A 17,883-nucleotide genomic window follows, 5' to 3' on the forward strand; every position below is an offset into this window, starting at 1 on the left:
GCGCGGCGCACCTGTTCCCGCGCGCTTCAGGACAGCGCGGCGACCACGTCGTCGGTGCTGCGGACGACTCCGCACGTCCCGGCGATCCAGGCCAGCGCGGAGCGGTGCCGCTGCTCGTCGAAGTCCGCGACGGCGTCCCCGACGACGAACGGCTGCACGTCCCGCATGAACGCCTCGCAGGCACTCACCTGGCAGCCGATGGAGGCGTACACCCCCGTGACGACGAGCTGGTCGCGACCCGCCCGTCGCAGGTCGTCGGCGAGGGTCGAGCGCTGGAACGCGGAGTACCGCCACTTCGTCAGCACGGTGTCGCCGCCGTGCGGCGCCACCTGGTCGGGAATGCCCGCCCGGTGCGGACGGCGACCGATGCCGTCACCCCAGAAGTCGCTGAGCAGCGCGCGGTCCCCCGGGTCCTGGACCGCGGGCTGGGCGGTGTAGACGACGGGGACCCCGGCGGCCGCCGCCGCGGAGCGGATGCGCGAGACGTTGCGCAGCAACGTATCCCGCAGCCTCGAGTCCGCACCGTAGACGTCGAGGAAGTGGTCCTGCAGGTCGTGCAGCAGCAGCACGGCACGGTCGGCCCGCAGTTCCCACGGGACGCGGGCGACGGGGAGTTCGGCCGGGGTCGGCAACGGGTAGTCGGTGACGGCGGGCAGGTCGGTGACGCTCACAGGGTTTCTCCGGGGCAGGCGGGGACGGCGGGTCAGTCGCGCAGTGACGCGCCGCCGTCCACGAGGACGTCGGTGAGGGTGATGTGGCGCGCCGCGTCGGACAGCAGGAAACCCACCGTCTCCGCGACGTCGCGAGGGTCGGCGACCCGGCCGAGCGGGATGCCCAGGCGGAACGCGTCGAGGTCGCCGCGCACGACGGAGCCCGGTCCACCGGGCAGGTCGCGCTGCATGGCGGTGTCGGTGGATCCCGGGGAGACGACGTTGCAGCGCACGCCGTCCGGGGCCAGTTCGAGCCCCAGGCACAGGACGTACCGGGTGGCGGCCGCCTTGGACGCGGCGTAGGCGGCCATGCCCGTCCGGGAGAGCTTGGCGGCGTTGGAACTGACCGCCACGATGGCGCCGCGGCGGCGTCGGACCATGTGCCGGGCCACGGCCCGGCAGACGTTCCGGGTGCCCCCCGCGTTCACGGCCATCGACAGGTCCCAGTCACGGTCGCCGTCACCCGTCGCGGCGCCGGCCCGCAGGACACCGGCGACGTGGGCGAGTTCCTCCACCGGACCCAGCTCCCGTTCGGCACGGTCGACCTCCCGGTCCACCGCGTCACGATCGGCGACGTCGCACACGGCCGTCCGGACGCGGACACCCCGCGTGCCGAACCGGGCTGCGGCAGCCTCGAGGGCCTCACCGTCCCGGTCGAGCAGCAGGAGCGCCGTGTGACGTGGTGCGAGCACCTCGGCGACCGCGGAACCGATCCCACCGGCCGCACCGGTGACGACGGCGACGCGTTCTGTGCTCACGGCAGGAAGGTTAGCCTCACCTCGTGTTCCACCGTCAACTCCTCAGCGACGAGACGAACGTCTCACTGCTCGTGCACGGTCGGCTCCCAGCCCGGTCCTCCGTCACCCGCCCCACCGTCGAGGACCTGCGACGGGCGGACCGGTTGCGGCGCAGCGAGGACCGGGACCGCTCCCTCGTGACGGCGCACCTCCTGCGGGTGGCCGCCGCTCACCTGGCCGGGGTCGACGCCGGGGAGGTCGACGTCACGCGGGCCTGCCGGACGTGCGGGACCGACGGCGACCACGGCCGCCCCGTCGTCCGGCGGGGTCCGGCCGCCGGCATCGGACTGTCCGCCTCGCACGCCGGGGACGTCGTCGTCGTGGCTGCCTCGACGGTGGGGCCGGTCGGGATCGACGTGGACCTCGTCGCGCACACCGCGTTCCCCGGTTTCGACGCCGTCGCCCTCGCCCCCCGGGAGCGCGACGCCCTCGACCGCGTCCCGTCCGCCGACCGTGCGCGGTGGCGGGCCCGGTGCTGGACGCGGAAGGAAGCCGTCCTGAAGTGGACAGGGCTCGGGCTGGCCGTCGAGCCCACCGCCGTCGAGGTTCCCGCCGACGGGACGCCGCACGCGCGGGGTCCCCTGTCCGCCGAACTCCCCCCGGACCTCGTCGTCGTGGGGTTGCAGGGACTTCCGCCCGGGTACGTCGGGGCGGTCGCCGCCCAGCGCGACGCCGCCGGTGTCCTCGCCCGCCCGGTCGAGGACACCGGCGGCTAGTGGTCTGACCGGGAAGTTCGTGACCACAGGCGCGTCCTGAGTGCGTGCATCGCAAGGCGTGGGAGCGACGGGCTGGCAGCGTCATCTCGAGCGACCGCAACGCAGCGAGGTGCGTGCTCAGGGCGCGAAGGGGGGGCACGAACTTCCCGGTCAGACAACTAGATCACAGCCCCGTCATCGCCTGCATCGCCGCGTTGTAGCGCTCCCCCGCCACCCCGAGCTGTTCGGCCGCCGCGGACAGTTCCGCGAGGTCGTCCGCACCGAGGTGCAGCTCGACGGCTCCGAGGTTCTCCTCCAGGCGCGACAGCCGGCGGGTCCCGGGGATCGGGACGATGTCGGGCCGCTGAGCGAGCAACCACGCGAGCGCCACCTGCGCGGGTGTCCCACCGAGGGTTCCCGCGACGCGGCTCACCAGGTCGACGAGCGCCTGGTTCGCGGCGCGGTTCTCCTCGGTGAAGCGGGGGATGCGCGTGCGGATGTCGTCGGCGGCGAACTCGGTCGAGGTGTCGACTGCTCCCGTGAGGAAACCCTTGCCGAGCGGGCTGAACGGCACGAGGGAGATCCCCAGTTCGTCGAGGACGGGCAGCACTTCGGCTTCGATCTCCCGGGTCCACAACGAGTACTCGCTCTGCAGCGCCGTGACGGGGTGGACGGCGTGCGCGCGTCGGATGGTCCCGGCGCCCGCCTCGGACAACCCGAAGTGCAGGACCTTGCCCGCGGCGACGAGTTCGGCGACGGCCCCGGCGACCTCCTCGATCGGCACGTCCGGGTCGACGCGGTGCTGGTAGAAGAGGTCGATCCGGTCGGTCCTCAGCCGCGTGAGCGAGGCGTCGGCGACGCGGCGGATCTGCTCCGGCCGGCTGTCGGTCCCGACGGACTTCCCGTCCTGGATGTCCCAACCGAACTTGGTCGCGAGGACGACCCGGTCCCGCAGGGGTTCCAGCGCCTCCCCCACGAGTTCCTCGTTGTCGTACGGGCCGTACACCTCGGCCGTGTCGAACAACGTCACGCCCCGTTCGACGGCGCCCCGCAGGACACCGACCATCTCCTGCCGGTCCCCGGGGTTCGGGCCGTAGCTCTGGCTCATCCCCATGCAGCCCAGGCCGAGGGCCGAGACGGTCAACCCGCCGTCGACGGTGCCCAGGGTCCGCATCGTCGTGCTCCGCGTCGTCATGGTGTCTCCTCTGGTTCTGCTGCGGTCGACAGCAGTCAACCCGCACGGGGGAGGGCGCGACAGTCTCTGGCGAAGGGTGTGACGGCAGACCACCTCTGCGGTCCGCGGACGGGTGGCCCGGCGACCTACGATCGGTGGGGTGGACAACCGGGACGAGATCCGCACCTTCCTCACCACCCGCCGCGCGAAGATCACGCCGGAACGGGCGGGACTCGTCGTCCACGGCACCCGGCGCGTGCCCGGTCTGCGCCGCGGCGAGGTGGCCGGCCTGGCCGGGGTCAGTGCGGAGTACTACGCCCACCTCGAACGCGGCAACCTCGGCGGCGTCTCCGAGAGCGTGCTGCACGCCCTCGGCACGGCGCTGCAGCTCGACGAGGCCGAGCGCGCGCACCTGCAGGACCTGGCGCGGGCGGCGGGCCCCGCGGCCCGGACCCGGCGCCGTCCTGCTCCGCAGGGGGTGCGGGCGGGGTTGCGGCGCGTCGTCGACGGGCTCGGGGACCTGCCCGCCTACGTGCGCAACGGCCGTCTCGACCTGCTGGTGTTCAACCGGATGGCCCGCGCGCTGTACGCGCCGGTCTTCGCCACGCCCCGTGCGACGGGACAGGAACCCAACACCGCGCGGTTCACCTTCCTCGACGACCGTGCCCGCGACTTCTGGGCCGACTGGTCGCGGGCGGCGGACGAGACCGTCGCGATCCTGCGCACAGAGGCCGGACGCGACCCCTTCGACAAGGGGCTGAGCGACCTCGTCGGGGAACTGTCCACGCGCAGCGAGGAGTTCCGCACCCGCTGGGCGGCGCACGACGTCCGGCTGCACTCGACGGGCGCCAAGCACTACCACCACCCCGTCGTCGGGGACCTGGAACTGGCCTACGAGTCGTTGCAGCCCGCGGCCGACCCGGGCCTGACCCTGCTGGTCTTCAGCGCCGAACCCGGGTCCGCGTCCCACGACGGGCTGCGGCTGCTGTCGAGCTGGGACGCCTCACCCGCCGCGGTCGAGACGGAGTCCTGAGCGGGCTCACCCGAGGAGCGTGGGGACGACGTACCAGCGGTTGTCGACCTCGGCGACGACGAGACGCCGTGGCGCGGCGCGCTCGTCGCCGCCCCCAGCACCGGCGAACCGCACGACGAGGTCCGCACCGTCCCGGACGACGACCGTCCCCGAGAGGTCGGGCACCAGCTCCGTCACCCGTCGCAGCTCCGCCTGCGCCGCAGCCCGCGGGTCGGCGACGACCTCCTCGTCCAGCAGGAGGGCGAGGCGAGCGGGGTCCTCGGCGCGCAGCGCCGCCTGCACGGACCCGGCCAACTCCGTCGGGTCCTGCGCCCCCCGCGCGGGTTCGGCGTGGATGGCGACGGTGAGGCCGCCGATGGCCAGCAGCGGCACGAGCACCGCGAGCGCGAGCCAGGGACCGGAGGGACGTCGGGGAGGAGCCACCCGAGGAGTGTCCCGGGAACGACGAAGGCCCCGGTCTGCTGACCGGGGCCTCCACCACACGTGCGCGAGGGGGGAGTTGAACCCCCACGCCCTTTCGGGCACACGGACCTGAACCGTGCGCGTCTGCCTATTCCGCCACTCGCGCGTGCTGAGAGCAACCGTACCAGCCCGCGACACCCGCCGATGACGTCCCCACACGCCACCTCCACCTCTGCGCACCGCCGCTCCACAGGCGCGCAGGGGGTCCCCGGCTACGATTGCCGGGCCGGACTGTCTGACCGTGATCTTGAGGGGAGGCCCACCGTGGGAGTGCTCGACCGCTTCGAGCGCGGGGTCGAACGTGCCGTCAACGGTGTGTTCGCGCGGGCCTTCCGCAGCGAGGTGCAACCCGTCGAGGTCGCCAGCGCCCTGCGCCGCGAACTGGACGACCGCGCGGCGGTCCTCTCGCGCGGCCGGACGCTCGTCCCCAACAGCTTCATCGTCGAGCTGGGCCCGGCCGACCACGAGAAGATCGCCTCCTGGCAGGACACCCTGGCCGACGAGCTCGTCGCCGCCGTCACCCAGCACGCCGAGAAGCAGCGGTACAGCTTCGTCGGACCGGTGCGGGTCGGCTTCCACGAGGCCGACGACCTCGAGACCGGCGTCTTCCGCGTCCTGTCCTCCACCGTCAAGGGCCGCGTCGCCCCCGCGACGCCCCGCACCAACCAGGCCGGCCGGCCCCGGCTGGAGGTCGACGGCCGCGGGTACGTGCTCGCGGAGTCGGTGACCGTCCTGGGGCGCGGCTCGGACGCCGACGTCGTCCTGGACGACCCGGGCGTCTCGCGCCGGCACGCGGAGATCCGCGTCGCGCCGGGCGGGGCACGGGTGTCCGACCTCAGCTCGACCAACGGGACGTTCGTCGACGGCGAGCGGGTGTCCTCGCTCGACCTGTGGGACGGGGCCGTCATCACCGTGGGGCGCAGCAAGATCGTGTTCCACGCCGCCCGGCGGGACGAGGGCTGGACGTGACGGGCGAACCGGGGACGCGTTCGTGAGCGAACTGACCCTCACCGTCCTGCGGTTGGGGCTCCTCGTCGTGCTCTGGCTGTTCGTCCTGGCCATCGTCGGCGTCCTGCGCGCCGACCTTCTGGGGACGCGCGTCACAGCCCGCCGGACCGAGCGCGCCAAGGCGCGGCCCCGGCGCGACCCGGTCGAGGCCGCCCCCGAACCGGCCCGGGCCCGGCGCGCGACGCTCGTCGTGACCGAGGGTTCGTTGCGCGGCACCACCCTCGCCCTGGGGCAGAGCGCCGTGCTCATCGGTCGCGGTAGCGACTGCACCCTCGTCCTCGACGACGAGTACGCCTCCACCAAGCACGTCCGCATCACCGCCAACCCCGCCGGCGACGGCTGGACGGTCGAGGACCTGCAGTCCACGAACGGCACGTTCCTCGGCCGCGACCGCCTGACCGCCCCCGCCCCCTTCGAGCCCGGCACGCCGCTGCGCATCGGCAAGACCGTGCTCGAACTCCGGAGGTAGCCCGTGGCCATCGCGCTGAACTACGCCGCGCGCTCGGACGTCGGACTGGGCCGCACGACGAACCAGGACTCCGGGTACGCCGGGCCGCACCTCCTCGTCATCGCCGACGGCATGGGCGGGCACGCCGGTGGGGACGTCGCCAGCTCCCTCGCGGTCGGCGAGATGTCCTCCCTCGACGGGGAGTCGCACGGCAGCGACGACGCCGCCCAGCACCTGCACGACGCCATCGAGGCCGCCAACGAGCAGCTGCGCCGGCGCATCGAGGCCGAACCCGACCTCAACGGCATGGGCACGACGGTCACGGCGATCCTGCGCGCCGGTTCCCGGCTCGTGCTCGCGCACATCGGCGACTCGCGCGGCTACCTCCTGCGCGACGGCGCGCTGACGCAGCTGACGAAGGACCACAGCTACGTCCAGACCCTCATCGACGACGGGCGCATCACGCCCGAGGAGGCCGAGCGGCACCCGCAGCGCTCGGTGATCATGCGCGTCCTCACGGGCCGCACGGACGACGAGGCGGACGTCTCCGTCCGCGAGGCCCGCCCGGGCGACCGCTACCTCCTCTGCAGCGACGGCCTCTCGGGCGTCGTCAGCCACGACACCCTCGCCGAGACCCTCGCCGCAGGCGAGGACCCGGACACCACGTGCCAGCGGCTCGTCGAGCTCGCGCTGCGCGGCGGGGGTCCGGACAACATCTCCTGCGTCGTCGCCGACGTCGTCGAGCTCGGCGGCGGCGCACCGCCGTCGACGACCCCGCAGGTCGTCGGCGCGGCCGCGTTCCACCGTCCCCGCCGCTCCTCGGCCGCCGGGACCCCGGCCGCTCGGGCCGCCGCCCTGCGCGCCGCGCAGGACGAGTCCGGCGACGACTCGGAGGACGACGATCGCCCGACGCTGACCGACCGCGAGCGCCGCCGTCGGCGCCTGCGGTGGATCGCCGGTCCGCTGCTCCTCGTGCTGCTGCTCGCGGCCGGCGGGCTGGGGTTGTGGCGCTGGAGCCAGCAGCAGTACTACGTCGGTGACGACGCCGGGACGGTCGCGATCTACCAGGGGCTGACGCAGGACATCGGCCCCCTGAAGACGTCCCACGTCCTGCAGACGACGGACATCGCGGTGGCCGACCTGTCGACGACGTGGTCCACGCGCGTCCGGGCGCGGGTGTCGTCGAGCAGCCTCGCCGACGCGCGCGAACTCGTCGAGAACCTCGAGGACAACGCCGCTGCCTGCCGCGCGGCGGTCACGGCGAACGCGCCCGTCCCCTCGCCGACCCCGACCGCCAGCGCCGGGGCGACGGACACCCAGACCCCGAGCGCCACGTCGACGAGCACGTCGACGAGCACCCCCACGAGCTCCCCCACCGAGACCCTGAGCCCCGAGGACTGCGGAGGCGTCGGCTGATGGCCACCGTGCTGCCCGTCTACCCCACGACCCGGCGCAACGTCGAACTCGCGCTGGTGCTGCTCGCCGTCGTCATCGCCGGCGGAGCCTGGGCCGTCACCGGCCTGACCATCGACGGGTCGCTGCCACCGAACCTCTTCGCCTACGCGGGCGGCCTCGGCGGGCTCGCCGTCGTGCTGCACCTGCTGCTGCGCTGGCGGGCCAAGCACGCCGACCCGCTGCTGCTGCCGGTGGCGACGCTGCTCAACGGCATCGGCCTGGTGATGATCCACCGGCTCGACCTCGCGCTGGACTCCTCGGCCGCGTCCCGGCAGTTCATCTGGACCGCGCTGGGGATCGTCGCCGCGGGTGCCGTGCTGGTGTTCGTGCGCGACCACCGGATCCTGCGCCGGTACACGTGGACGGCTGCCGTGGCCGGTCTCGTCCTGCTGCTGCTTCCGCTCGCGCCGGGGTTGGGCCGCACCGTCAACGGGGCGCGGATCTGGATCGGGATCGGTCCGCTGTCCTTCCAGCCCGGTGAACTCGCGAAGATCTGCCTGGCGGTGTTCTTCGCCGGGTACCTCGTCGTGCACCGCGACGCGCTGAGCCTGACCGGCAAGAAGATCCTGTTCCTGCAGCTGCCGCGGGCGCGCGACCTCGGGCCGATCCTGCTGGCCTGGGTGGCGAGCATCGGGATCCTCGTCCTGCAGCGCGACCTCGGGACCTCGCTCCTCTTCTTCGGGCTGTTCGTGGCCGTCCTCTACGTCTCCACCGAACGCGTGTCGTGGATCGTGCTCGGCCTGCTGATGTTCTCGGCCGCGGCCGTCTTCGCGGCCACGACGATGGGTCACGTCCAGGCGCGCGTCGACATCTGGCTGCACCCGTTCACGGCGGAGAACCGCAGCGGCTCCAGCTACCAGCTCGTCCAGGGCCTGTTCGGGATGGCCAACGGCGGGCTCACCGGGACCGGTCTGGGCGAGGGCCGGCCGCAGACCGTGCCGTACGCGAACTCCGACTTCATCTACTCAACGATCGGCGAGGAGCTCGGCCTGGCCGGCCTGTTCGCCGTGCTCGTGCTGTACGTCGTGCTCGTCGAGCGAGGGCTCCGGACCGCCATCGGCGTCCGCGACGGGTTCGGCAAGCTGCTGGCCGCGGGGCTCGCGTTCTCGGTGACGCTGCAGGTCTTCGTCGTCGTCGGCGGCGTGACGCGGGTCATCCCGCTGACGGGTCTGACGATGCCGTTCCTCGCCGCGGGCGGGTCCTCGCTGGTGTCGAACTGGATCGTCGTCGCGCTGCTGCTGCGGGTGTCCGACCTCGCGCGCCGCCCCGCCGCGGAGGTCCGCAACGGCCCCGACGGCGACACCGGCGTGACCCAGGCGGTGAGGACGCTGTGAACCGCCCCCTGCGCCGGCTGTCCCTCGTGGTGGCCTTCCTCTTCTTCGCGCTCTTCGCGTCCACGACGTGGATCCAGTTCGTCTCGGCGGACCGGCTCAACGCGATGCCGGGCAACTCCCGGCAGCTGTACGCCGAGTTCGGCCGAGAGCGCGGCGCGATCCTCGTCCAGGGTGGTGCGGCCGTCGCCACGAGCGAGCGCGTCGACGACCCGTACACGTTCCAGCGCGCCTACGCGGCGGGCCAGCTCTACGCGCCCGTCACGGGCTACTACTCGCTGCGCTACGGCACGGCCGGCATCGAGCGCGCCGAGAACGACGTGCTGTCCGGGTCCGCGGACGAGCTGTTCTACCGCAACCTGTCCAGCCTGCTGACCGGTGAGAAGCCGAAGGGCGCCGACGTCACGCTGACGCTGCAGCCCAAGGTGCAGCAGGCGGCGTGGGACGCCCTGGCCGGGCGCAAGGGCGCCGTCGTCGCCCTGGACCCCGAGACGGGGAACGTCCTGGCCATGGTGTCCAGCCCCAGCTACGACCCGAACACGCTCGCCAGCCACGACGGCGCGGCGCAGCAGCAGGCGTGGACGCAGCTCAACGGCGACGAGGACGACCCGCTGGTGAACCGCGCGACGTCCGCGCTCTACCCGCCGGGGTCGACCTTCAAGCTCGTCACGGCCGCCGCGGCGCTGGAGAGCGGGAAGTACACCGCCGACTCCGCGCTGGACGGGCCGCAGGAGCTCGACCTGCCCCAGACGAACAACACCCTCAAGAACGACGAGGGCACGGCGTGCGGTCCGAACGACAAGGTGTCGCTGTCGGACGCGCTGAAGATCTCGTGCAACACCGCCTTCGGCTGGCTCGGTGAGCAGCTCGGCGCGGAGACGCTCGGCGAGCAGGCCGCCAAGTTCGGGTTCGGGCAGTCGCTGTCCATCCCGACGTCGGTGGCCACGAGCCGCTACCCGACCGGGGACGCCGTCGCCGGCCCGCTGCTCGCGTACTCCGCGATCGGCCAGGGCAACGACGTCGCGACGCCGCTGCAGGTGGCGATGCTGTCGGCGGCCATCGCCAACGACGGGGTCGTCATGAAGCCGAACCTCGTCGCGAAGGTCAGCGAAGCCGGCGGTTCGGGCAGCGTCATCGAGCAGCCCTCGCCGAGCGAACTGGGCCGGGCCGTCAGCTCGAGCACGGCGAAGACGTTGCAGCAGATGATGGAGCTCGTCGTCAGCAACGGCACCGGCACGCGGGCGCAGATCGACGGCGCCACCGTCGGCGGCAAGACCGGTACGGCCCAGCACGGGGCGGGACTGCCGCCCTACGCGTGGTTCACGTCCTTCGCGGAGAAGGGCGGCAAGAAGGTCGCGGTGGCCGTGGTCATCGAGGACGGCGGGTCGACCGAGAGCGCCTACGGCGGCCGGTTGTCGGCCCCCGTGGCCAAGACGGTGATGGAGGCGGCGCTGAATGGCTGACCGCAGCACAGGTCGGGACACCGAGGGCACCGAGGGCACCGACGGCAGTGACACAGGACGCAGGGGACGGGGAGAGCAGTGACGGACACGACGACTGGCCACGGGGTGCCGGCGCCGCGCGTGCTCGGCGGCCGCTACGAGGTCGGGAACCTGCTCGGTCGCGGCGGCATGGCCGAGGTCCACGTGGCCCAGGACACCCGGCTCGGGCGGACGGTCGCGGTGAAGCTGCTGCGCTCCGACCTCGCGCGGGACCCCTCGTTCCAGGCCCGGTTCCGCCGGGAGGCGCAGGCCGCGGCCGGCCTCAACCACCCCTCGATCGTCGCGGTCTACGACACCGGCGCCGAGCACCTCACCGAGCACGGCGGCGGCCGCGTCGAGCTGCCGTGGATCGTCATGGAGTACGTCGAGGGCCGGACGCTGCGCGACATGCTGCGCACCGACCACCCCCTCGCCATCACCGACGCCCTGGCGTACACCGAGGGTGTCCTCGGCGCGCTGGAGTACTCCCACCGCATGGGCATCGTCCACCGCGACATCAAGCCCGCCAACGTCATGATCACGCCCGCGGGCGAGGTCAAGGTCATGGACTTCGGCATCGCGCGGGCGATCAGCGACTCCTCCGCGACGCTGACCCAGACGTCCGCCGTCATGGGCACGGCGCAGTACCTGTCGCCCGAGCAGGCCCGCGGCGAGCAGGTCGATGCCCGCAGCGACCTGTACTCCACCGGCTGCCTGCTGTACGAGATCCTCACCGGCCGCCCGCCGTTCACCGGTGACGCGCCCGTCGCCGTGGCGTACCAGCACGTCTCGGAGCAGCCGCGGCCGCCGTCGGCGCTCGTGCCGGACATCCCGCCGGCCGTCGACCACGTCGTCCTCATGGCGCTGACGAAGGACCGCGAGCACCGGTACCAGAGCGCCGGCGACTTCGCCGACGACCTCCGCCGGGCCGTCGAGGGCCGTCCCCTGCGCGGGGCGAGCCTGCCGCCGACGGCCCAGGCCACCCAGCAGTTCGCGGCCGCGCCGCCCACGACCGTCACCCCGCCGGTGCCCGTCGGCCCCTCGACCGGGACGCTGCCGCGCGTCAGCGACGACGGGCCGCTGGAGGAGGACCGGCCGCGGCGCTGGCCGTGGATCATCGTCATCGTCGCGCTGGTGCTCGGCATCGGCGTCGTCGTGTGGGCGCTGTCGAACTCCGGCGCCGACCGCGACGGGTCCGGGAGCCAGACCACGGCCTCGACGCCGGCGACCGTCGCGATGCCCGATGTGGTGAACTCCTCGGAGTCCGACGCCCGGACGGCGATCGAGGCGGCCGGGCTGACGGCCAACGTCACGCAGGCGGCCGACGACACCGTCGCGGCCGGCAACGTCGTCAGCACCGACCCGCAGGCGGGCACCCAGGTGCAGGTCGGCGGCACGGTGAACGTCGTCGTCTCGTCGGGCCCGGACGCCGTCCAGGTGCCGAACGTCCGCGGCCAGTCGCAGGAGGCGGCCCGGCAGACGCTCCAGGAGGCCGGGTTCACGGTCGGCGACGTCAACTCCGTCGACGACGCCTCGGTGGGCAAGGGCGAGGTCGTCTCGACCAACCCGAAGATCGGCGCCTCGGCCCCGAAGGGATCCACGGTCGCGCTGAACATCTCCAGCGGTCAGGTCACCGTGCCGGACGTCGTCGGGCAGTCGCAGACCGACGCGCAGAAGACGCTCAACGACCTCGGCTTCAACGTCAACACCAAGGAGACCACGGAGCAGGGCAGCGGTGAGCCGGGCTCCGTCGTGGACCAGAGCCTGCAGGCCGGGACGAAGGTCGACGCGGGATCCTCCATCGACCTCGTCGTCCAGGCCCAGCCCACGGCGACGGACACGCCGTCGTCGTCCCCGACCGGCTCGTCCTCGCCGAGCCCGACGGGATCGTCGAGCGGGGGTTCGTCCGCGAGCAGCAGCCCGACCGGGGACTCCGGGGACGGTCAGCAGTGACGCGAGCGGCGACCCGGGTGCTGCACCTGTCCGACACCCACCTCATGGCGGCGGGCGCCCTGCACAACGGGCTCGTCGACACGACGGCCGCTCTCGGGCACGTGCTGGAGTCGTTGCACGGCATCGGGTCCGTGGACGCCGTCGTGGTGTCGGGGGACGTCTCGGACGACGGGACGGTCGCCTCGTACACGACGGCCCGCGACCTCGTCGGGGAGTTCGCGCGCTCGCACGGGGCCGTCCCGGTGTTCGCGATGGGGAACCACGACACCCGCGGGCAGTTCGCCGAGGTGCTGGGGCCGGTCCGGTCCGTGCACGACCTCGACGGGTTCCGCGTCGTCGTCCTCGACTCCTCCGTCCCCGGCCGCGGGTACGGGTTCCTCGACCCCGAGCAGCTGGACTGGCTGCGCGGGGAACTCGCGACGCCCGCGGCCCGCGGCTCGGCCGTGGTGCTGCACCACTCCCCCGTCCGCGCGCCGACGGTGCTGCACGAGGCGCTGAAGCTGCAGAACCCCGACGACCTGCTCGACGCGCTGGCGGGCACCGACGTGCGGGTCGTGCTCTCCGGGCACTACCACCACCACGCCGCGCAGACGTACCCGTCGGGTCTCACGGCGCTCGTCGCTCCCGGGGTCGCGAACCGCAGCGACCCGTTCGTCGCGCACGGGCAGGAGCGGATCCTGCGGGGTCACGGCGCCCTGCTCGTCGAGGTCGACGAGGCGGGGACGGTGTTCTCCAGCGTCCTGTCGATCCCCTCCCCCGGCGACGGGGAGGAACTGTTCGTCCTGGACGAGGAGACCGTCCAGCGCATCGCCGCCGAGGCCGGGGTCCCGCGCTGACCGGCCGGTTCCTCGCCTGGTGCGACGCGTGGAACGCGGCGCACCCGTGGGACCACAACGCTGCCTACCACCGGTGGATCGAGCGGCAGCTCCCCCCGCGGTGCGGCTCCGCCCTGGACGTCGGGTGCGGGACGGGGGAGTTCGCGCGCCGGCTGGCCCGCCACGCCGACCGCGTGACCGGGATCGACGTCGATCCCGCCGTCGTCCGCACGGCGACGGGACTCTCCGAGGGGACCGAGTTCCGGTGCGGTGACCTGATGACCGTCGAACTCCCCGGGCAGTACGACGTGGTGACGGCCCTCGCCGTCCTGCACCACGTCCCCCTCGAGGTCGGGCTCGTGCGCCTGCGCGACCTCGTCGCCCCCGGGGGGACGCTCGTCGTCCTCGGGGTCCCGGCGGGGCGGGGGTTCCTCGACTCCGGGCTGGACCTCCTCGCCATCCCGGCGAACCTCGCGGTGGGCGCCCTGCAGACGCGGCGCCGGGGTTCGGCCGAGCGGCCCGTCGCCATGACCGCCCCCACGGCTCCCCCGGACGCGACCCTCGCGCAGGTGCGGTCGGTGGCGCGGCGCGTCGTCCCGGGCGCCCGGATCCGGCGGCGCCTGTTCTGGCGGTACTCACTGGTGTGGTCGGCGCCCGGCGGCGAAGTTCACAACCCGAGGTCGCTCAGGCCGGGGTGGTCGGCCGGACGCGGTCCGGAGAGGTCCCAGGAGAACTTGCGCTCGGACTCCGCGATCGCGACGTCGTTGATGCTGGCGTGGCGGTGGGTCATGAGCCCTGCGTCGTCGAAGCGCCAGTTCTCGTTGCCGTGGGCGCGGAACCACTGGCCGTCCGCGTCGTGGTACTCGTACGCGAACCGGACGGCGATGACGTCGCCGGTGTGGGCCCAGACCTCCTTGATGAGCCGGTAGTCCAGTTCGCGTTCCCACTTGCCGGTGAGGAACTCGACGATGGCGGCGCGGCCCTGCAGGAAGGTGGAGCGGTTGCGCCACCAGCTGTCCTCGCTGTAGGCGAGGGCGATGCGCTCGGGGTCGCGGGAGTTCCAGGCGTCCTCGGCGGCGCGGGCCTTGACGGCGGCACTGGCGGCGGTGAACGGGGGCAGGGGCGGACGGGACACGGGACACCTTCCGAAGGACTGGCTGTACCGATCGGTACTAGCTGTACTGGAAGGTACAGACAGAGCGCCGACCCGTCAACGGTCACCGCGGGAAGCGGATCAGGAGACGGCGGCGAGCAGGCGTTCCTCGACGCCGGCCACGACCCCGACGACCACGGCGTCCTCGTCGAGGGCGCGCGCCAGGACCAGCGCCCCCTGGATCGCGGCGACCGCGTCCAGCGCCAGCGCTGCGGCGTCCCGATCCTCGACGCCACCGCGCCGCAGCGTCTGGGCCAGGAGGTCGACCCACACGGAGAAGTAGGTGCGGACCGCGTCGGCGTGGGTCGCCAGCTCCCCACCCAGGGCCGTCACCGCGAACAGGCAGACCCGCTGGCGGGAGAGGAAGTAGTCCCGGACCGTGCCCGCCATCCTCGACACGGCGCCGGCCACGTCGTCAGCGGTCCGCAGCGGCGTGAAGACCTGGTCCTCGAACCACGACTGCACCTCGCCCAGCACCGCACGCGCCATGTCCGCCTTCCCGTCCGGGAAGAAGTGGTACAGGCTGCCCCGGCCCATGCCGGTCTCCTGCTGGATGACCGACAGCGACGCGGCCTCGAAACCCCGGCGGCGGAAGACGTCGGCGAGGGCCCGCACGGCGTCCGAACGGTCGAGGAGGGTCCGCGGCACCAGGGGTTCCTCCCGTTCCGTGTGGTCGGTCGCACCGAGTGTACCGCCCAGTACAGATCGAGACTTCACGTCGGGGCGTTCCCCGCGGGCGGTCGTGGTGCGGATCCCCCGACGGTTCCGCACCCGACCTGCACGGGGGTCAGAAGACCCGTCGCCTGGTTCCCGAGATGGGGACGAGGTTCAGGACCAGACCGACGACGATCAGCACGACGCCCACCCACAGCAGGACGTGCACCGACGGAACCAGCAGTCCCACGATCAGCAGGACGATGCCGAGGACGACCATGACAGCTCCTCCCTGAGCTCCGGAAACTCCGTGCACTCGACGGTACGCCGCGCGTCGCCGCACGCTCGTCGAGAACTCCCCCGTCTCCGGCTCTCACCCGAACGCCGGATCCCCTGCGCCGGAGCGCGGCCCGTACGGGGCAGTTCGGTCACGGCAGACCGGTGAGCCACCACCCTGCGCCACTGCTCGCGGGAACTGGGGCGGTCGGAGTTCCCCCCCGCCCGGCGGCGCGTGCCCGCACGACGACGGCCACCCCCAGCCCGCCCCCGGCGGCGCTGACGGCGACCCCGACCTGCCCCGCCGCCAACCCGCCGGCGAGGGCGACCAGCAGGGCCGCTCCCGTCGCCCCCCACGGGTGGCCGATCGCGAGGGCCCCGCCGTCGGGGTTCAGGCGCGCGTCGGCGTCGTCGAGGCCGAGGTCGCGCGAGCAGGCGAGCACCTGCGCGGCGAACGCCTCACCCACCTCGAGCCGGTCGACGGCGGCGAGGTCGAGGCGGGCGGAACGCAGCGCGGCGCGGACGGCGGGTGCGGCGGCGGCCCCGGGCAGGGCGGGGTCCGCGCCGACGGCCGCCGTTCCCAGCACGGCGAGACCCCCTGCGCCCCAGCGCTCCGCGGTGGCCAGGTCGACGAGGGCGAGCCCCGCGGCGCCGTCGGCGTGCGCGCTGGCGGTGGCCGCGGTGACCGTGCCGCCGAAGGCCGGCGAGAAACGGGCGACGACCTCGGGGCGCAGGACGCGCGGCCGGGCGTCGTGCTCGACCCCCGCCAGCGGGACGAACCGTTCCGCCGTCCGGCGGCGCGCGACGAGAGCGCGCGCGTGCGACCGGACGGCGAACGCCTCCTGGTCGGCGCGGGAGATGCCGAGGTGGGCCGCGAGCGCGTCGGCTGCGGGGCCCATGTCCGGATCGGGGAAACCGTCGGGGGCGAAGGCCGCGCGCGGGACGACACCGTCGAGGTGGCGGGACGTGGTGCTCTCGGCGCCGACCGCGAGCACGGGACCGCTCCCGGTGGCCGCGAGCGCCGCGGCGAACCGGACGGCGGCCAGTCCGCTGGCGCACTGCGCGTCGACCGTGGTCCCCGGGACACCGGCGCCGAACCCGGCGGCCAGCGCAGCCCGGCGGGCGGGGTTGCCGTCGGCCGTCCCGACCCCGGCGACGACCTCGGCGACGGCGACGTCCTCCCCGGCGGCGCAGGCGGCGACGTCCTCGGCGAGTGCTGTGAGGACCGCCGCGGCGAGGTCGTGGTCGCGCAGTCCGGCGTAGGTCGTGCCGGCCGTGGCGAAAGGGGTGCGGCGCGCGGCGACGACGACGGCGCTCACCGTGCCCGCCCGGCCACTCGCGCGACGGCGGCGCGGTCCGGTTCGCCCTTGCCGGTGCGCGGGACCCGCGTGACCGCCAGCCAGCGCCGGGGCCTGGCCGCGGACGGCAACGAGCGGGCTGCCGCGCGCAGGGCCGCGGGCACGTCGGCCACCCCCACGACGACGGCCGTGACGACCTCCCCGAGGCGGTCGTGCGGACTTCCGCAGACGACGACGTCGGCGCCGGGCGGCAGGTGCGGGCGCAGTGCGTGCTCGACCTCGGCGACGAGGACCGTGCTGCCGCCGCTGAGGACCGCGCCGGGGCGACCCAGGACGGCGAACCGGCCGTCCGGCAACGGTTCCGCGACGTCGCCGACACCGGCCCAGCCGTCCGTCACGACGGGGGTGGCGCCACCCGTCGCGTCGATCCGGGACCGCGCGACGTAGGGAGAGGCGACCTCCAGGAGCGCCCCGCGCACGCGGACGTCGACGCCGGGGAAGGGGCCGAAACCCTCCGGGTCCGACGAACCGTCTGCGTGACAGGCGATCCCGACGAAGGACAGCTCCGCGGCGCCGTAGTACTCCACGACCCGCCACCCGCGCTCGAGGGCGCGGCGCCGCACGCGCGGGTCGAGCCCGGCCCCGCCGACGACGGCCGTGCGCACGTGCGGGTGGTCGTCACGGTCGAGGACGGTGGCGAGCACCGCGGGAACCACGTGGAGGACCGTGCTGCCCGCCGGTGGGAGGCGGTCACCTGCCCCACCGGTGCGGGCGCCGACGCGCAGCGCGTGCCACCCCGCGTGCAGCGTCAGGGTCGACGCCGGGGGTCCCGCGGTGCCGACGACGTCGTCCGGGTCCAGCTCCAGGAGGTCGGCGAGGGGCTGGACGGACGCGGCCCAGGACGCCGAGGTCCGCACGACCGCCCGGGGGCGGGAGGTGCTGCCCGACGTGCTGAGGACGAGGTCGCCGGGCCCGACCTCACCCGCGCCGGCGGCCCGGCGGACGGCCCTGAGCAGCTCGTCACCGCCGGCGGGGTCGAGCACGAGGACGGGTGGGTGGTCGGGGTCCGCGGTCGCCGCGACCAGCGCGGACGCCAGGTCCGCCGCGTCCGCGGGCAGGACGACGAGGTCGCCCGCCACC

General features: G+C 74.0%; 18 protein-coding genes, 1 tRNA gene and 1 pseudogene. 10 read left to right on the forward strand and 10 right to left on the reverse strand.

From position 1 onward, the window contains the following. Positions 1-26: 26 nt before the first annotated feature. Both AB1207_RS21030 and AB1207_RS21035 read right to left on the reverse strand, forming a co-directional pair. On the reverse strand, positions 27-671 hold the full coding sequence (locus AB1207_RS21030) for an isochorismatase family protein (RefSeq protein ID WP_367640505.1): 645 nt from the start codon (positions 669-671) through the stop codon (positions 27-29). Between the two features lie 32 nt (positions 672-703). Continuing rightward, on the reverse strand, positions 704-1,468 hold the full coding sequence (locus AB1207_RS21035; RefSeq protein ID WP_367640507.1) for an SDR family NAD(P)-dependent oxidoreductase: 765 nt from the start codon (positions 1,466-1,468) through the stop codon (positions 704-706). Between the two features lie 23 nt (positions 1,469-1,491). On the opposite strand from AB1207_RS21035, the gene AB1207_RS21040 reads away from it, so the two are divergent. Further along, on the forward strand, positions 1,492-2,223 hold the full coding sequence (locus tag AB1207_RS21040; RefSeq protein ID WP_367640509.1) for a 4'-phosphopantetheinyl transferase family protein: 732 nt from the start codon (positions 1,492-1,494) through the stop codon (positions 2,221-2,223). Positions 2,224-2,386: 163 nt separating this feature from the next. Here AB1207_RS21040 and AB1207_RS21045 read toward each other — a convergent pair whose 3' ends face one another. Further along, positions 2,387-3,397 (reverse strand): aldo/keto reductase, encoded by a 1,011-nt coding sequence (locus AB1207_RS21045; RefSeq protein WP_367640510.1) that lies wholly within the window; start codon positions 3,395-3,397, stop codon positions 2,387-2,389. Between the two features lie 139 nt (positions 3,398-3,536). Between AB1207_RS21045 and AB1207_RS21050 the strand changes: the two genes are divergently transcribed. Beyond that, a complete protein-coding gene (locus AB1207_RS21050; RefSeq protein WP_367640512.1) occupies positions 3,537-4,409 on the forward strand; it encodes a helix-turn-helix transcriptional regulator in 873 nt (290 codons plus the stop codon). Between the two features lie 6 nt (positions 4,410-4,415). On the opposite strand, the gene AB1207_RS21055 is transcribed toward AB1207_RS21050, so the two are convergent. Then, positions 4,416-4,832: a hypothetical protein gene (locus tag AB1207_RS21055; RefSeq protein WP_367640513.1), complete on the reverse strand. Its 417-nt coding sequence runs from the start codon at positions 4,830-4,832 to the stop codon at positions 4,416-4,418. Between the two features lie 61 nt (positions 4,833-4,893). Beyond that, a tRNA-Leu gene (locus tag AB1207_RS21060) sits at positions 4,894-4,977 on the reverse strand. Between the two features lie 158 nt (positions 4,978-5,135). Between AB1207_RS21060 and AB1207_RS21065 the strand changes: the two genes are divergently transcribed. The 8 genes and pseudogenes from AB1207_RS21065 to AB1207_RS21100 all read left to right on the forward strand — a co-directional run. Next, on the forward strand, positions 5,136-5,840 hold the full coding sequence (locus AB1207_RS21065; RefSeq protein WP_367640514.1) for a DUF3662 and FHA domain-containing protein: 705 nt from the start codon (positions 5,136-5,138) through the stop codon (positions 5,838-5,840). A gap of 22 nt (positions 5,841-5,862) precedes the next feature. After that, a complete protein-coding gene (locus AB1207_RS21070) occupies positions 5,863-6,348 on the forward strand; it encodes an FHA domain-containing protein FhaB/FipA (RefSeq protein ID WP_367640515.1) in 486 nt (161 codons plus the stop codon). Positions 6,349-6,351: 3 nt separating this feature from the next. Beyond that, positions 6,352-7,743, forward strand: coding sequence for a Stp1/IreP family PP2C-type Ser/Thr phosphatase (locus AB1207_RS21075; RefSeq protein ID WP_367640517.1), 1,392 nt, complete (start codon positions 6,352-6,354; stop codon positions 7,741-7,743). Beyond that, a complete protein-coding gene (locus tag AB1207_RS21080; RefSeq protein ID WP_367640519.1) occupies positions 7,743-9,116 on the forward strand; it encodes an FtsW/RodA/SpoVE family cell cycle protein in 1,374 nt (457 codons plus the stop codon). The genes AB1207_RS21075 and AB1207_RS21080 overlap by 1 nt, the downstream gene beginning before the upstream one ends. Continuing rightward, the gene (locus AB1207_RS21085) at positions 9,113-10,576 is read left to right on the forward strand and encodes a peptidoglycan D,D-transpeptidase FtsI family protein (RefSeq protein WP_367640520.1); all 1,464 of its coding nucleotides are present in this window, start codon (positions 9,113-9,115) and stop codon (positions 10,574-10,576) included. The genes AB1207_RS21080 and AB1207_RS21085 overlap by 4 nt, the downstream gene beginning before the upstream one ends. Before the next feature lie 78 nt (positions 10,577-10,654). Next, a complete protein-coding gene (gene pknB, locus AB1207_RS21090) occupies positions 10,655-12,547 on the forward strand; it encodes a Stk1 family PASTA domain-containing Ser/Thr kinase (protein ID WP_367640521.1) in 1,893 nt (630 codons plus the stop codon). Beyond that, entirely contained in the window at positions 12,544-13,383 is an 840-nt protein-coding gene (locus tag AB1207_RS21095) for a metallophosphoesterase (RefSeq protein ID WP_367640523.1), read from the forward strand. The genes pknB and AB1207_RS21095 overlap by 4 nt, the downstream gene beginning before the upstream one ends. Continuing rightward, positions 13,380-13,754 (forward strand): annotated as a pseudogene (locus AB1207_RS21100) (class I SAM-dependent methyltransferase); the annotation flags it as partial. The gene AB1207_RS21095 and the pseudogene AB1207_RS21100, both read left to right, overlap by 4 nt. Before the next feature lie 275 nt (positions 13,755-14,029). On the opposite strand, the gene AB1207_RS21105 reads toward AB1207_RS21100, so the two are convergent. From AB1207_RS21105 to AB1207_RS21125, 5 genes are all read right to left on the reverse strand, one after another. Further along, complete coding sequence (locus AB1207_RS21105; RefSeq protein ID WP_367640524.1) at positions 14,030-14,497, reverse strand: nuclear transport factor 2 family protein; 468 nt, start codon at positions 14,495-14,497, stop codon at positions 14,030-14,032. A gap of 99 nt (positions 14,498-14,596) precedes the next feature. Next, positions 14,597-15,163 (reverse strand): TetR/AcrR family transcriptional regulator, encoded by a 567-nt coding sequence (locus AB1207_RS21110; protein WP_367640525.1) that lies wholly within the window; start codon positions 15,161-15,163, stop codon positions 14,597-14,599. Between the two features lie 139 nt (positions 15,164-15,302). Next, the gene (locus AB1207_RS21115; RefSeq protein WP_367640527.1) at positions 15,303-15,449 is read right to left on the reverse strand and encodes a hypothetical protein; all 147 of its coding nucleotides are present in this window, start codon (positions 15,447-15,449) and stop codon (positions 15,303-15,305) included. Between the two features lie 148 nt (positions 15,450-15,597). Continuing rightward, entirely contained in the window at positions 15,598-16,764 is a 1,167-nt protein-coding gene (locus AB1207_RS21120; RefSeq protein ID WP_367640528.1) for a thiolase family protein, read from the reverse strand. After that, on the reverse strand, positions 16,761-17,882 hold the full coding sequence (locus AB1207_RS21125; protein WP_367640529.1) for an AMP-binding protein: 1,122 nt from the start codon (positions 17,880-17,882) through the stop codon (positions 16,761-16,763). The genes AB1207_RS21120 and AB1207_RS21125 overlap by 4 nt, the downstream gene beginning before the upstream one ends. Position 17,883 lies beyond the last annotated feature (1 nt).

This window comes from Kineococcus endophyticus (genome assembly GCF_040796495.1).
In the GTDB taxonomy this organism is placed as follows: domain Bacteria; phylum Actinomycetota; class Actinomycetes; order Actinomycetales; family Kineococcaceae; genus Kineococcus; species Kineococcus endophyticus.